This window comes from Streptomyces silaceus (assembly GCF_001419745.1).
Taxonomy (GTDB): domain Bacteria; phylum Actinomycetota; class Actinomycetes; order Streptomycetales; family Streptomycetaceae; genus Streptomyces; species Streptomyces silaceus.
This window is the reverse complement of the sequence record NZ_LIRJ01000327.1, coordinates 16,901-30,684: the sequence shown is the minus strand read 5'-3', so window position 1 is coordinate 30,684 and position 13,784 is coordinate 16,901. Positions and strand designations below refer to the sequence as shown.

Annotated in this window: 12 protein-coding genes; 4 read left to right on the top strand and 8 right to left on the bottom strand. The window is 72.1% G+C overall.

Going from position 1 to position 13,784, the window contains the following annotated elements; genetic code table 11:
* On the top strand, positions 1–604 hold a 604-nt coding region (locus tag AOK22_RS27550), incomplete at its 5' end, for an MmyB family transcriptional regulator (RefSeq protein WP_107102045.1).
* Positions 605–647: 43 nt separating this feature from the next.
* On the opposite strand, the gene AOK22_RS27545 is transcribed toward AOK22_RS27550, so the two are convergent.
* Positions 648–2,882: an MMPL family transporter gene (locus tag AOK22_RS27545; protein ID WP_055701418.1), complete on the bottom strand. Its 2,235-nt coding sequence runs from the start codon at positions 2,880–2,882 to the stop codon at positions 648–650.
* A 275-nt stretch (positions 2,883–3,157) separates the two neighbouring features.
* On the opposite strand from AOK22_RS27545, the gene AOK22_RS27540 reads away from it, so the two are divergent.
* A complete protein-coding gene (locus tag AOK22_RS27540; RefSeq protein ID WP_055701417.1) occupies positions 3,158–4,402 on the top strand; it encodes a sensor histidine kinase in 1,245 nt (414 codons plus the stop codon).
* On the top strand, positions 4,399–5,163 hold the full coding sequence (locus AOK22_RS27535) for a response regulator (RefSeq protein WP_079036855.1): 765 nt from the start codon (positions 4,399–4,401) through the stop codon (positions 5,161–5,163). The genes AOK22_RS27540 and AOK22_RS27535 overlap by 4 nt, the downstream gene beginning before the upstream one ends.
* 57 nt (positions 5,164–5,220) lie before the next feature.
* Here the strand turns inward: AOK22_RS27535 and AOK22_RS27530 are convergent, their stop codons facing one another.
* The 3 genes from AOK22_RS27530 to AOK22_RS27520 are packed head-to-tail and all read right to left on the bottom strand — an operon-like array spanning position 5,221 to position 8,269.
* On the bottom strand, positions 5,221–6,513 hold the full coding sequence (locus AOK22_RS27530; RefSeq protein WP_055701416.1) for an ABC transporter substrate-binding protein: 1,293 nt from the start codon (positions 6,511–6,513) through the stop codon (positions 5,221–5,223).
* Positions 6,513–7,349: a carbohydrate ABC transporter permease gene (locus AOK22_RS27525; protein ID WP_055701415.1), complete on the bottom strand. Its 837-nt coding sequence runs from the start codon at positions 7,347–7,349 to the stop codon at positions 6,513–6,515. Before AOK22_RS27525 ends, AOK22_RS27530 begins: the two co-directional genes overlap by 1 nt.
* Positions 7,346–8,269: a carbohydrate ABC transporter permease gene (locus tag AOK22_RS27520; RefSeq protein ID WP_055701414.1), complete on the bottom strand. Its 924-nt coding sequence runs from the start codon at positions 8,267–8,269 to the stop codon at positions 7,346–7,348. The genes AOK22_RS27525 and AOK22_RS27520 overlap by 4 nt, the downstream gene beginning before the upstream one ends.
* 171 nt (positions 8,270–8,440) lie before the next feature.
* Between AOK22_RS27520 and AOK22_RS27515 the strand changes: the two genes are divergently transcribed.
* Positions 8,441–9,304 carry a phosphotransferase gene (locus tag AOK22_RS27515; protein ID WP_055701413.1) on the top strand — a complete coding sequence of 288 codons (864 nt, stop codon included), beginning with the start codon at positions 8,441–8,443 and terminating at the stop codon, positions 9,302–9,304.
* 51 nt (positions 9,305–9,355) lie between these two features.
* On the opposite strand, the gene AOK22_RS27510 is transcribed toward AOK22_RS27515, so the two are convergent.
* From AOK22_RS27510 to AOK22_RS27495, 4 genes are all read right to left on the bottom strand, one after another.
* Positions 9,356–10,066, bottom strand: a complete 711-nt coding sequence (locus AOK22_RS27510) for a 3'-5' exonuclease (protein WP_055701412.1) — start codon at positions 10,064–10,066, stop codon at positions 9,356–9,358.
* Positions 10,067–10,178: 112 nt separating this feature from the next.
* Positions 10,179–11,420: an SAV2148 family HEPN domain-containing protein gene (locus AOK22_RS27505; RefSeq protein ID WP_055701411.1), complete on the bottom strand. Its 1,242-nt coding sequence runs from the start codon at positions 11,418–11,420 to the stop codon at positions 10,179–10,181.
* 104 nt (positions 11,421–11,524) lie between these two features.
* Positions 11,525–12,838, bottom strand: a complete 1,314-nt coding sequence (locus AOK22_RS27500) for a copper amine oxidase (RefSeq protein ID WP_055701410.1) — start codon at positions 12,836–12,838, stop codon at positions 11,525–11,527.
* 64 nt (positions 12,839–12,902) lie between these two features.
* Positions 12,903–13,694, bottom strand: a complete 792-nt coding sequence (locus tag AOK22_RS27495; RefSeq protein ID WP_055701409.1) for a hypothetical protein — start codon at positions 13,692–13,694, stop codon at positions 12,903–12,905.
* Between the last annotated feature and the right edge of the window lie 90 nt (positions 13,695–13,784).

Sequence of the window (13,784 nt, the reverse complement as noted above, 5' to 3'; positions counted from 1 at the left end):
CGCCCTGCGCCTGGACGCGGACGGCCGCCGCCATCTGCACCGGCTCACCGCCAGGCCCGTGTCACCGGAGGCGCCGGCCGCTCCCGAGGTGCCGCGGACGGCGCTCGACCTGCTGCGCGGCCTGACGGTGTGGCCCGCGTATCTGGTCGGTCCGATGCGGGACGTCCTCGCCTGGAACGAGGCGGCGGCCTGGCTCGTCACCGACTTCGGGGCGCTTCCGCCGCACCGCCGCAACCTCGCGTGGTTCGCGCTCTGCGACCCGGCGGCCCGCGATCTGTTCGTGGACTGGGAGGCGGTGGCGCGCGGCAACGTCCACCGGCTGCGCAACGCCCTCGCCGGCCGCGCGGACCACGCGCCCCTGCTCGCCGAACTCGCCCTGCACGGCGGCGCGTTGTTCCACGACGCGTGGAACGAGCACGAGGTGCGCGGCCCGAACACCGGCCACAAGCGGCTCCACCACCCCGAGGCGGGCCCGATGACCCTCGCGTACACCGGCTATCTGCTGCCCGGCCCCGCGCAGGTGGAACTGGTCGTCATGACCGCGCCGGAGGACAGCGACGAGGCCGCCCTGCTGCGGGAGCGCTTCGGCTCCCGGGACTCCTGACCTCGCGCCGTCCAACGGACGTGTACCGTCTGCCACTTCCGGGTCAGCGGGCGGACGGGTGCTCCGCGTGCGGCGCGACATCGGCGTACCGCGCGTAGGGCACGTACGCCTCAGGGGCGGGCTGTCCGGCCGGTGCGGCGTCGTGGTCCCGGGGCCTAGCCGACCGGCGCGGCCACCACAGCGTGCGGCCGAGGAGCGCGGCGAGCGCGGGGACCAGGACGAGGGAGAGCACGAGCGCGGAGAGCAGGATGCCCAGGCCGGTGGCGAAGCCGAGTTCCAGGGTGACGGGGCTCGCGGCCAGGCCGGCGAAGGAACCGGCGAGCACGATGCCGGCCGTGGCGACGGCGGGCCCGGTGTGGCGCACCGCTTCGGACACCGCGTGCCGGGCCGTGACCGGCTTCGCCATCTCCTCCCTGATCCGGTCGGTGATCAGGATGTTGTAGTCGGTGCCGAGGGCGACGACGAAGAGGAAGAGGACCAGGGGCAGCGTGAAGGAGACGCCCGGCCGGTCGAGGGTGTGCTGGAAGACCAGCGTGCTCGCGCCGAGCGTGGCGACGAACCCGAGCCCGACCGCGGTCATCAGGACGACCGGGGCGAGCAGGGAGCGCAGCAGCAGGAAGAGGATCACGGCGATCAGGAGGGCCGCGACCGGGAAGACCAGGCGCAGGTCCTTCTCCACCGCCGTCGAGATGTCGGCGAAGACGGCGGCCGTTCCCGTGACGTACGCCTCGGTGCCGCGCGGCGCGGTCCGGTCCGCGGTGTCCCTGATGGGGCCCGAGACCAGGTCGCGCGCGTGCTGCGTGTCGGACTCGACCTTCAGGAACAGGTCGAGGCGCGCGGCCGTGCCGTCCTTGCTGAGCACCGGCCTGCCCACCTCGCCGACGCCCTCCGTCCCGGCGAGGGCGCGCTTCATGCGGGTGAGCGAACTCGCGGTGACGCGGCCGTCGTCGGTGCTGCGCACGTAGACGCTGTGCGGGTCGGAGACTCCGGCGGGCAGGCTGCGGGAGATCTGCTCGGCGGTCCTGGTCGCGGCGGTCTCGGGCAGGCCCTGCTGGTCGTAGCTCATCTTGATGCCGGCCGTGCCCGCGCCGAGCGCGCCGAGGAGCACCAGGCCGGCGAGCGCGTACCGCACCGGCCGGTTGCTCACCGCGTGCCCCAGACGTGCGGCGGTACCGCCGGTGCGCTCCTTCTTCCAGGCGCGGGCCGGCCAGAACATGCCGCGTCCGAGCACGGCAAGCAGCGCGGGCATCAGCGTGAGACTGGCGAGCAGCATCACGAGCACGGAGATCGCGATCGCGGGGCCGAGCACCCGGAACTGCCCGAAGCTCGCGAGGCCGAGGGTCGCGAAGGCCGCCACGATCGTCAGCGCGGCGGACGTGATCGCGCCGCCCACCCGCCGGGTCGTCTCGGCGGCGGCCGTCCGGGCGTCCTGCCCGGGGTGGTTCCGCAACTGCTCCCGGAACCGGAACATCAGGAAGAGGAAGTAGTCGATGCCGATGCCGAGGAGCACGACACCGATCAGTGACGGAGTGGACGGGTCGAGGTCGATGCCGAAGAGCTTCGCCGCGCCGACCACCGCTCCGGAGGCGACACCGCCGATCAGCGCGACCGCGATCAGCGGTACGAACGCGGCCGCCGGGCTGCGGAACACCAGGATGTTCAGAAGGACGATGAGGCCCGTCGTCAGCGCGCCGACGACCTTCCCCGTGGTCTCCTCCGCGTCCGTGTTGTCCACCGTGGAGGCGATGCCGCCGGTGAATCCGACGCGCAGGTCCGATTCCGCGAATTCCTTCTTCGCCGTGTCGCGGAACTCCTTGTAGACGTCCTGGAGTCCGGGGTCCTGGGGATTCCCGTCGAGCGACACCGTGAGGAGCTGGAAACTCCGGTCCGGGGCCACGGCTCCCGGCGCGACCCGGGGCGTCTGGGAGTGGTCCTTCATCAGCGGTTCGGGCGTCGGCGCGGTGAGCCGCTCCCGGCCCAGGAGGTCCCCGGTGCGGGCGATGTGGCGCTGGTCGCCCGCCGTGAGCGGCGCGCCGTCGTCCCTGGCGACGAGCACGGTCAGGGCGTTGGGGTCGGGCTTGGTGCCGAACTCGTCCTCGGCGATGCGCAGCGCCACGGCCGAGTCGTACTTCTCGGGCAGGAAGTCGCCCGACTGGGAATCGGTGACGTCGTACATCATCGCCTTGCCCACGAAACTCAGGGCCGCGCCGAGCAGGGTCCAGACGACGACCATCATCCATCGATGTCGGGTGGAGAATGAGGTCAGCTTGTGGATCATGGTTCTTCTTCCCTGCTTCTTGCCGGGCTGCGGAATGCGCCACGAGGGCTTCTCGGGGCTCCCCACAGGCCATCACGCGGCGCCCGTCGAAAGCGTCGGCCGCCGGAACGGGAAGCGTCCGGGACTCCGGTCCGGTACGACATCGTGGGCAGTACCCGAGTACTGGGGAAAGGCCCGACCCCGCGCCGATCCGCGTCGCGGCGGGCCGGGATCTAATGGTGTGGAAAGAACGCGAGAACAAGGGCCGGCGACCGGCCCGACCAGGAGGCGCCCGGATGGGACGCGACTACTTCCCCCCGGTACCGCCCGAAGGCCGGCAACGGCCCACGCGGGGCGACGTGGTGCTCGCCGTCGTCGCGACGGCGGTCGAGGTGCTGGCCTACGTCATGCCGGTACCGGCGGGCGCCGCCGCGGGCGGTCCCGCGATCACCCCGTCACGCGTGACCGTGGCCGGGGTCCTGCTGATCGCGACGCTCGTGGTCCCGCTGCTCGTGCGGCGCCGCAGCCCCGCGCCGGCGCTCGGCGCGGTCCTCGCCGTGCAACTGGCCTCCAACCTGGGGATCGCGGCCGACCCGGGCCGCCCCATGACGCACAGCTTCGGCGCCGCCGTCACCGTCGCGCTCTACACCGTGGCCCGGTACTGCGGCCCGCGCGCCGTGGCGTGGGGCGCCGCCGCCTGCGTACCCGTGCAGTTCGTGCGGGACGCGGGGAGCCCCGAGCCCTTCGCGATGACCGCCACGATCGACGTGGTCATCACCGCGGCCGTCGTCGCCGTGGGCCTGGGCGTGCGGCAGTGGAAGCAGCAGCTGGACATCAACCGCGAGCTGCTCGCCGACCGCGCGGTGGCCGAGGAGCGGCGCCGCATCGCCCGCGAGCTCCACGACGTCGTGGCGCACCACGTCACCACCATGTACCTCATGTCCGGCGGCGCGCGGGCGACGCTGGACCGCGACCCCGACACGGCCCGCGAGGCGCTGCTGTCCCTGGAGCGGTCGGGCCGCACCGCGCTGGGCGAGATGCGGCAGCTCCTCGGTGTGCTGCGCGGCACCGACGCCCCGGAGGAGGCGTCGTCCGCGCCGCAGCCCGGCGTCGACGACATCGACCGGCTCATCGCCGATTCGACCGCCGCGGGACTGCCCGTCGAACTGCACGTCACCGGGCGGGCCCGGCCGCTGCCGACGACGGTCGGCCTCACCCTCCACCGCGTCGTCCAGGAGGCGCTGACCAACACCCGCAAGCACGCGGGGCCCGCCCGCGCCACCGTGCGGCTCGCCTATCTGCCGGACCGTGTCACCGTCGAGGTGACCGACGACGGCGTCGGTGACGCCAGGGCGCCCGGCGGCTCGGGCAGGGGCGGCGGATACGGTCTGCTGGGCATGCGGGAACGCGTCGCCCTGCACGACGGTTCGCTGAGTACCGGCGGCCGTGCGGAAGGCGGCTTCGCGGTCACCGCCACGGTGCCGCTGCCCGCCGACGCCCACGAGGGCGCGGACGAGAAGGACAGGACCACCACCCGATGACCGCTCCCACCGAGCAGCCGCCCGAGCCGGACCGCGAACAGCCGCCCGAGCCGGACCGCGAACAGGCGCCCGGGCCGGTGCCCGAGCGGATCACCGTGCTGATCGCCGACGACCAGCCCCTGGTCCGCCACGGCCTCGCGCTGATCCTGCGCTCGGACCCGGCCGTCGAGGTCGTCGGCGAGGCGGGCGACGGCGAGGAGGCCGTCGCGGCGGCCCGCAGGCTCTGCCCCGACGTCGTCCTGATGGACATCCGCATGCCGGTGCTCGACGGGGTCGGGGCGACCGCGCGGCTGGCCGCCGAGCTGCCCCGGTGCCGGGTCCTCGCGCTGAGCACCTTCGACCTGGACGAGCACGTGGTCGGCGCGCTGCGCGCGGGGGCGGCGGGCTTCCTGCCCAAGGACGTCACGCCCGAGGAGCTGGTGGCCGCGCTGCGCACCGTGCACCGCGGCGAGGCGGTGGTCGCGCCGCGGCTGCTGACCCGGCTGCTCGCCACGTTCGTGGCACCGGCCCCGGCCGCGCACCCGCTGTCCGGGGACCTCTCCGCGCTGACCCCGCGCGAGGTCGACGTCCTGCGGCTGATCGCCGCGGGCCTCGACAACGCGGAGATCGCCCGGCGCATGGAGATCGGCGTCCAGACCGTGAAGAACCACGCCTCCGGCGTCTTCACCAAGCTGGGGGTCCGCGACCGCGCGCAGGCGGTGATCGTGGCGTACGAGTCGGGGCTCGTGCGGGCCGGGGAGCGGAGCGCGGGGACGATCTGAGTCTCGGGACGGGTTGTGGCGCGGGGACGGACCGGGGCGCCGGCCGGCGCCCCGGGGTCAGCGCTGGTATCGCTTGAGGACCAGGTTGCCGTCCTTCACGAGGCGTTCGCGCAGCTCGTCCAGGCCGATCGCCCCGCTGTAGTACTCCTGGAACGCCGGGGTGGCGACCTTGTCCTTCCACTCCGGGTAGCCCCGCACCGACTGGGCGGGCGCCGAGCGCAGGTCCGCCGCGAGCGCGGTGCCGGCCGCCCAGTCGTCCTTCTCCGTGTGCAGGGCGGGGTCCTTCAGCGCCTCCTTGCCGGTCGGCAGCATCCAGTCGCCGCGCGCGAGCTTCACCATGTTCTCCGGCTGGAGGAAGAAGTCGATGAACTCCGCCGCCTCCTTCTTGTGCGGGCTGTCCTCGGAGACGGACAGGGTCTGCGGGCTGACGCCCTGCGCGAGCCCCTCCTTGCCCGCCGGCGCGGGCAGCACCTGCCACTCGAAGCCGTCGGGTGCCTGCTGGACGATCTGCTGACGGTAGGAGAACCCGAGCGGGACCATCGCGTACTTGCCGCCGAAGAAACCGGGCAGCGTGTCGGAGCCGCCCATGCCGAGCGTCGTACCGGACGCGCTCTCGTCGGTGTTCACCTGGTCGTGGACGGTGCGCGGCATGATCTCGTCGGCCGCGTCGAAGCGGACGTCGACCTTGCCGTCCGCACCGCGGTGGAACATCTGCCCGCCGGTGGACAGGGACAGGTTGAGCGTCGCGGAGACCGGCTCCTTGAGCGGCCAGGCCACGCCGTACTTCCCGTCCTCGCCGTCGCCCAGCTCCTTGCTGATCCTGCGGAACTCCGCCCAGCTCCACGGCTTGCCGGGCGTCGGGATCCGCACCCCCGACTTCTTCAGCCAGGTGCTGTTGGCGATCAGGACGCGCGGCTCCTGGAGGAACGGCACGCCGTAGACCTTGCCGCCGAACGTCGTCGTCTCCCAGCTCCGCTGCGGGATGTCGGACGTCAGCCGCTCGGGCAGCAGGTCGCCGAGGTCCGCGAGGTACCCGCCGTACGCGAAGTCGGCGAGGTCGTCCGAGGCGTCGTGGATGATGTCCGGCGCCTCGCCGCCCTCGAAGGAGGTGAGCAGCTGGTCGTGGACGCTGTCCCAACTGCCCTGGACGTACTCGACCCGCACGTCCGGGTGGGTGGCGTTCCACTCCTTGACGAGCGCCTTGTTCGCGTCGACGGACTCCTTCTGCCAGGCCAGGGACTGGAACTGGAGAGTGATCTTCCCGTCGTCCTCGCCGGAGTCGCCGCAGCCCGTGAGCAGCAGCGCGAGGGCCGCCGCGGTGGCGGTCAGCAGCCGGGGTGCCCCGCGCATCAGGCCTTCACCGCCCCGGCCAGCATGCCGCCCGTGATCCGCTTCTGGATGATCGCGAAGATGACGAGGGAGGGGATGGTCGCGAGGAACGCCGCCGCGGCGAGCGGCCCCAGGTCCGCGACGCCCTCCGTGCCGATGAAGCGGTTGAGGATGACCGGCAAGGTCTGTTTCTCCGGGGTCTTGAGCAGGACGAGCGCGAAGAAGAACTCGTTCCACGCGGTGATGAAGGCGAACATCGCCGTGGCGACGATGCCGGGCGCGAGCAGCGGCGCGACGACCGAGACGAAGGTGCGCACCTTGCTCGCGCCGTCCACGGCCGCCGCCTCCTCCAGCTCGGCGGGGACCGCGCGGACGTATCCGACGAGCATCCAGAGCGCGAAGGGCAGCGACCACACGACGTACACCATGATCAGACCGAGCAGCGAGTTGATCAGGTGCAGGTTCTTCAGGACGAGGAACAGCGGGATGATGATCAGGACGAAGGGGAACGCCTGGCTGATCACCACCCAGCCCGTCGCCGCCTTCGCGACGCGGTTGCGGTGCCGGGCCATCACATACGCCATGGGCGTCGCGATGACGACCGCGATCAATGCCGCGCTGAGCGCCGCGACCAGGGAGTTGCCCGCGGCCTGGAGGAGCGGCTGCTCGTCGAAGGCCTGCCGGAAGTTCTGCAGGGTCGGGTCCTTCGGGATCCAGGTGGGGTGCAGACTGCCCAGTTCCTTGGCGGGCTTGAACGCCGTGGAGATCAGCCAGAGGAACGGGAAGGCGAGGAAGACCAGATAGGCGGCGAGCGCCACGTACTGCGCCGCGCGTGTCGTCCGCTTCGTGCGCGTCATGCCTCGTCGCCTCCCTTCAGCCGGCCCACGAGGTAGACGGCGAGGATCACCGAGATCACGGCGACCATCACACAGCCCATGGCGGCGGCGTAGCCGAACTGGCCGTACCGGAAGGCCTCTTCGTACGCGAAGAGCATGGGCAGGCGGGTGCGGCCGCCGGGGCCGCCCTGGGTCAGGACGTAGACCAGGGCGAAGGAGTTGAAGTTCCAGATGAAGTTGAGCGCGGTGATGGCGAGGGCGACCGGTTTGATCGCGGGCCAGGTGACGGTGGTGAAGCGGCGCCAGGCGCCCGCGCCGTCCATCGCGGCGGCCTCGTGCAGCTCGCGCGGGGTGTTCTGCAGACCGGCGAGCAGGGCGACGGTGGTCTGCGGCATGCCGGCCCAGACGCCGACGACGATCACGGCGAGGAGCGCGGTGGAGGTGCCGGTCAGCCAGTCCTGTCCTTCCCCGAGGCCCAGGTTGGCGAGCGTCTCGTTGAGCACGCCCGCGTCCGGGTGGTAGACGAGCCGCCACATGATGCCGACGACGACCTCGGGCATCGCCCAGGGGATGATCGCGAGGGCCCGCGCCAGCCAGCGGAAGCGCAGGTTCTGGTTGAGCAGGAGCGCGAGGCCGAGCGCGAGCAGGAACTGCGGCACGGTGACGCCGAACGCCCAGAGCAGCCCGATGCGGAACGACTCCCAGAACAGCGTGTCGTGCAGCAGGTCCTGGAAGTTGAGGGCGCCGACCCACTGCGTGGGCTCGGTGCGGCCCGACTGGGCGTCGGTGAACGACAGCGCGATGCCGTAGAGGAGCGGGCCGACGCTGAGGACGAGGATCGGGATCAGCGCGGGCAGGACGAGGAACCACGCGCCGTGGTCCGCTGGCCTGCCGGCCGGTGCGCCTCTCGCTGACCGCTTCGTCGCGGTCGCCAATGTCACGGAATCGGCTCCTTCGGGCGGCTTGTGCGGGTCTGGCCGCCCCGGCGGCCCCCGTCATCGTGCTGATGTGATCTTGATACGTCAAGCATCCGGGTTCCCCGCACACGGCTGTTGGCCAGTGCGAATGCGAGACTGTCGGGCGAACGGGGCAAGAGGTGCGGGAGGCACGTCATGGATGAGGCGCGGGCGCGGGACGTACTGGACGCGGCGGAGCTGCCGGTTCCGGTGAACGGGGCGCGGCTGCTCGCGCTCGGCGAGAACGCGGTGTTCGCCGTCGGCGACCTGGTCGTCAAGGTCGGCCGCGACGCGCCCGAGCTGTTCGACCGTGCGGGGCGCGAGCTGGCGGTCGCCGCGTGGCTGGAGCGGGCGGGTGTGCCCGCGGTGCGGGCCGCGGAGCCGGAGGCCCGGCTGGTGGACGGGCATCCGGTGACGCTCTGGCACCGGCTGCCCGAGGCGGTGCGGGCCGCCGAGCCGCGGGATCTCGCGGGGCTGCTCCGGCTGGTGCACGAGCTGGACCCTCCCTCCTTCGCACTGCCCCGGCGCGAGTTGCTCGGCGGTGTGGAGCGGTGGCTGCGGCTCGCGGGCGACGCGATCGATCCGGCCGACGCGGACTATCTGCGGGAGCGGCGGGACGGGTTCGCGGCGGCGGCCGCCGCGTTGACTCCCCGGCTCGCGCCGGGGGCCATCCACGGGGACGCGCTGCCCCGCAATGTCCTGGTCGGGCCGGACGGTCCCGTGCTCGTGGATCTGGAGACCTTCTCCTCTGATCTGCGGGAGCACGACTTGGTGGTGATGGCGCTGTCCCGCGACCGGTACGGGCTCTCGCCGGAGGCGTACGACGGGTTCGTCGACGTGTACGGGTGGGATGTGCGGGAGTGGGAGGGGTGTGCGGTGCTGCGTGGGGCGCGGGAGACGGCGAGTTGCGCCTGGGTGGCGCAGCACGCGGGGTCCAACCCGAAGGCCCTCGCGGAGTTCCGTCGCAGGGTGGCCTCTTTGCGGGACGGCGACGAGGCCGTCCGCTGGTACCCCTTCTGAACGCCCCCTCTCCCGCCCCGCGGCACGCCTGCCCGCGGAGCGGAACGGCGGCTATTCCGTCGCCCGCAGGGGCCAGGTGCCCTCGATCACCGCGTCCTCGTTGCCCTTCTTCCTGAGGAAGTTCTGGAAGTCCGCCGCCCATGCCGCGTACCACTCGATCTGGCGGCGGTGGAGTTCCGCCGGGCCGAGGGAGGCGATCTTGGGGTGGCGGTCGGCTATCGCGCAGGCGAGGCTCGCCGCGGCCTGGGCGTCGGCCGCCGCGTCGTGCGCGGACTCCAGGACCACGCCGTACTCCGCGCAGACCGCCGACAGGTTCCGCTTGCCGCGGCGGTAGCGGTCCACGGAGCGGTCGATCGTGTAGGGGTCGATGACCGGGCCCGGGGCGCTGCCGCCGAGGCGCTCGCTCAGGGACGGCAGGCCGTGCCGCCGCAGCTCGGCGGAGAGCAGGCTCAGGTCGAAGACCGCGTTGTACGCGACGACGGGGACGCCCGACTGCCAGTACGAGGTGAGGACGTCGGCCAGGGCGTCGGCCACTTCGGCGGCGGGGCGGCCCTCGGAGGCCGCTCTCTCGTTCGTGATGCCGTGCACCGCGACCGCGTCGGCGGGGATCGGGACGCCCGGATCGGCCAGCCAGGTGCGGCGGCCCAGCGTCTCGCCGGCCTTGACCTCGATCACCGCCCCCGTGACGATGCGTGCCTCGCCGGGGTCCGTCCCCGTCGTCTCCAGGTCGAAACCGATCAGCAGCTCCCGGTGCCAGCCCATGGCCGCCCCCTTCTTCGTGGTGCTTTCCCCCAGTGACCACCACGATCCCATGCGCCACTGACAATCCGACGGCCGCATTCCGTTTCCCCGGCCAAGCTGGCCCCGGCCCGCCTCACGACACCGGCCGCGAGTCCGCCCACGCCAGCTCGAACTCCTCGCGGTAGGTCGTGAAGAGTCCGCCCTCGCCCTGGTCGCCCGGCTTGACCACCCGGCCGCCGCCGCGCAGCACGAGGACCGGCGCCTCCATCCCGCGCGTCCTGCGCAGATACGACTGGACGACCGCGATGCCGTCCGCACCGTCCCCGTCGACCAGGTACGCGGTGAAGCGCGGCGTCTCGTCGAAGACCTGGATCTCGAAGGCGCCCGGGTCGCGCAGCCGGGCCCGCACCCGGCGCATGTGCAGGATGTTCATCTCGACGGAGCGGCTCAACTCGCCCTTCTTGATGCCCAGTTCCCGCTCCCGGCGCTTGACCGCGCTGCTCGCCGGATTGAGGAAGAGCAGCCTGGTCCGGCAGCCGGACTCGGCGAGCCGGACCAGGCGGCGCCCCGAGAAGTTCTGCACGAGGAGGTTGAGGCCGATGCCGATGGCGTCGAGGCGGCGGGCGCCGCCGAAGATGTCCTCCGCGGGGAACTGCCGCAGCAGCCGCACCCGGTCCGGGTGCACGCCGACCACGTCCGCGTACCGGTCGCCGACGAGGTCCTCGACGGCGTCCACGGGCAGGCGCCGCGCGGAGGGCGTGTCCGTGCCCGCGCCGAGCATGTCCAGGAGACGGGCCGAGGCGCGCTCGGCCTGGGCGAGGACCGCCTCCGAGAGGGCGCGGTTGCGCGAGACGACGTTCCGGGTGACCTCCAGCTCGTCCAGGGCCAGTTCGACGTCGCGCCGGTCGTCGAGGTAGGGCTCGAAGCACGGCCAGTGCTGCACCATCAGCTCCCGCAGCTGCGGGAGCGTGAGGAAGCTGAGGACGTTGTCGTCGGCCGGGTCGAGCAGATAGCCCTTGCGGCGGCTCACCTCGCGCACGGCGACGGCCCGCTGGACCCACTCCTGCCCGGCGGGCCCCGCGGCGGCCACGACCCAGTCGTCGGCGTGGACGGGTTCGTAGACGGGACGCAGAACAGCGGCCACGACCGCGCGCAGCCGCTGCTCCACCAGATTCAGCCAGATGTAGGCCCGGCCGGCCCGCTGGGCACGCGTACGGACCTCGCGCCAGGCGTCGGCGCCCCAGTCCAGTTCCGGTCCGATCTGGGATCCCATCTCCATCGGCCGTGCCAGGGACACCGCCCCGGGAGGTACGTCCGCGGAGCCCCCCTCGTGACCCTCGTCACCAGGGGTCAGCTCCCGCCCACCCGAGCTCACCCGCGCACCGCCTTCCGCTCCCCCGAGCCACTCCCCCGGTCAACGATCAAGGAAGGGTACTCCGGGAGCGGCGGACGGTGCAGCCCGATGGGCAGGGTGGTTTCTCAACCGCCGAGCGGCGGCTGGCCGTTCTGGTCCGCGAGGTCCTGCGGAGTGAGCGGGCTCATAGCGGTGACATCGCGCGCGGCCAGGGAGAAGCCCTGCCAGTGGACCGGCATCGGCTGCTGGTCCTCGTCACGGGCGATGTGGTGGAAACCGATGTGCACCCAGGTGACCGGGTGCGTGAGGGTCTGGCCGTTCACCCACTTGTCGACGCTCGTCGGTGTTCCGTTGGGGCAGCCCGGGTTGTTGCTCGCGTACTGCTCGCACTTCTTGTACTCGGTGAAGTACACGTCGTGCTTGGTGAAGGGCCGTCCGGCGTGCTTGTTGCTGGGTCCGGGCACGATCTCGTACGACCTGGGGTGGCCGTCCTTGTTCTTGCCGGCCCCGCTGACCACGCGCCACCAGCGCATGTCCTTGCGGTCGCCCGCGAGTTCCTTGGTGACCTTGGTGCGGGTGGTCTTCGTGGTGGGGCTGCCGTCGCCGGTGGGCGGGGTGACCTTGGAGTCGTACTGCTCGACCTTGGCCTTCGGCGAGCCGTCCAGGCCGAAGTTCAGGCGCCAGAAGACGTTGTGGGCGTGGCTCTCGGCCTTGGCCTGGTCGCCCTTGCCGATGGGCCAGCCGCGGCTGTCGCCGCCGTCGTAGTCGTAGGGCGAGAGGCTGCCGGTCGCGCCGACGTTGGACGTGATGGTGCCGTCGGACGAGAACCGCCACTCGGTGATGTACTCGTACCAGGAGGCCTTGTTCACGGTGTAGACGAGCAGGTCCTTGCCCTGGCCGGTGTAGACCTTGCCGTTGCCGCCGGTGGACGCGTCGTCGTTGAGGCGGTACGCGTGCCCACGCGCGCGCGTGGTGGTGCACAGGCCCTTCACGTTGCCCCGGTGCGGGACCTTGACGGTCTTGATGGTGCCGCCGGGACACTCGCCGGCGTTGAGGTTCTGCAGGGCCTGCCCGAAGTCGGTGCCCGTGACGTCGTCGTACTCGGCCTCGCCGTCGTCGTAGGGGACATGGACCTGCGCGAGGCGGGCACTGGTGAGGACGGGGATCGGCTTCGGCTCGCCCTTGGGCTGGTAGCTGATCTTGTCGAGGATCAGACCGGAGAGCGTGTTGTAGTGCCAGCACATGCGCCAGGTCGTGCCGCCGTCGACCGTCTGCTCGATCTTGTAGGCGTCGCTGCAGTCGGCCGCCGCCGCGGGCGCCTGGGGCGGGGCCGCGGAGGCGGTTCCCGCGGTGGACATGAGGGCGCCGCCGAGGAGCGCGGAGACCGCGACGGCCAGCGTGGCGCGTCTGCGGGCACGCGAAAGTCTGTTGACGTGCATTGCGGAGTGGACTCCCTCGTACGAGGAGAAGTTGATGTGTGGTGTCGGGTGCGGGCGGCCGTCGTCAGCCGAGGCGGCCCACGGAGCGGGTGCTCAGGTCGACGACGAAGGACCTGGTGTCGATCCACGGGCCGTTCTTGACCTTGGTGACGACCTGGAGGCACCGGTTCTTGCCGCACGCGGCGAGGTCGGCGGGCACGCGCTCGACGGTCTCCTTGCGGAAGACCATGCCGCTCAGCTGGAGCTGGTCCGGGCCGGTCAGCGCCTTGCCCGTGGCGTGCTTGAAGTCCTTCTTGAGGCCCTTGCCGAGCGGGTCCGCGATCAGCAGCCTGGCGCCCTCGGCGAGCTCTTCCTGGCTGGGTGGCGGCTGGACGTTCTGCGTGGTGGTCGTGTCGTCCACCTTGCCGGTCTCCAGGTTGACCGTCCTCGTGATGACGGCGTCCTTCTTGTAGTCGTAGTAGACGACCTCGGCCCTGCGCGGGGCGGCCGCGCCGTTGTCGCCCGGCTCCGGCTCGCTGAGGTTCGTGGACAGCAGCTGCGGGCCGCGGTCCCCCTCCACGTCACGGGCGCTGGAGCGCATCTGGCCGGAAACCGAGGCCTTCTCCGCGCGCTTGATCTCCTCGTCGGTCAGCGGGTCGCTGCCGATGCCCTTCGCGCCCTCCTCGGGCGCCGCCTCCACGACGCCGTCCTTGGCGATGGCGTCCTGCTGCGCCGCTGCCGCGTTGGCCTGGCGGTCCCCCGACTCGCCCGCCCCCGATCCCGGCAGATTGACGCCCACCAGCACGGCGGTCGCGGCCGCGGCAACCGCCGCGCCCGCCACCACCTTCCCCAGGTGGCGTCTGACTATCTCTCGCACTTACTCCCCCTACTCCCCTGGCGCCCCATTCATGGGCATACCGAGTATGTGGTCAGACGGTTAGACGGGTTCAACTCCTGGGTGGTTGCC

Bases quoted from the DNA above. Each gene is read 5' to 3' on its own strand.
- AOK22_RS27545 (WP_055701418.1), bottom strand. From the start codon at position 2,882: ATGATCCACAAGCTGACCTCATTCTCCACCCGACATCGATGGATGATG.
- AOK22_RS27540 (WP_055701417.1), top strand. From the start codon at position 3,158: ATGGGACGCGACTACTTCCCCCCGGTACCGCCCGAAGGCCGGCAACGG.
- AOK22_RS27535 (WP_079036855.1), top strand. From the start codon at position 4,399: ATGACCGCTCCCACCGAGCAGCCGCCCGAGCCGGACCGCGAACAGCCG.
- AOK22_RS27530 (WP_055701416.1), bottom strand. From the start codon at position 6,513: ATGCGCGGGGCACCCCGGCTGCTGACCGCCACCGCGGCGGCCCTCGCG.
- AOK22_RS27525 (WP_055701415.1), bottom strand. From the start codon at position 7,349: ATGACGCGCACGAAGCGGACGACACGCGCGGCGCAGTACGTGGCGCTC.
- AOK22_RS27515 (WP_055701413.1), top strand. From the start codon at position 8,441: ATGGATGAGGCGCGGGCGCGGGACGTACTGGACGCGGCGGAGCTGCCG.
- AOK22_RS27510 (WP_055701412.1), bottom strand. From the start codon at position 10,066: ATGGGCTGGCACCGGGAGCTGCTGATCGGTTTCGACCTGGAGACGACG.
- AOK22_RS27500 (WP_055701410.1), bottom strand. From the start codon at position 12,838: ATGCACGTCAACAGACTTTCGCGTGCCCGCAGACGCGCCACGCTGGCC.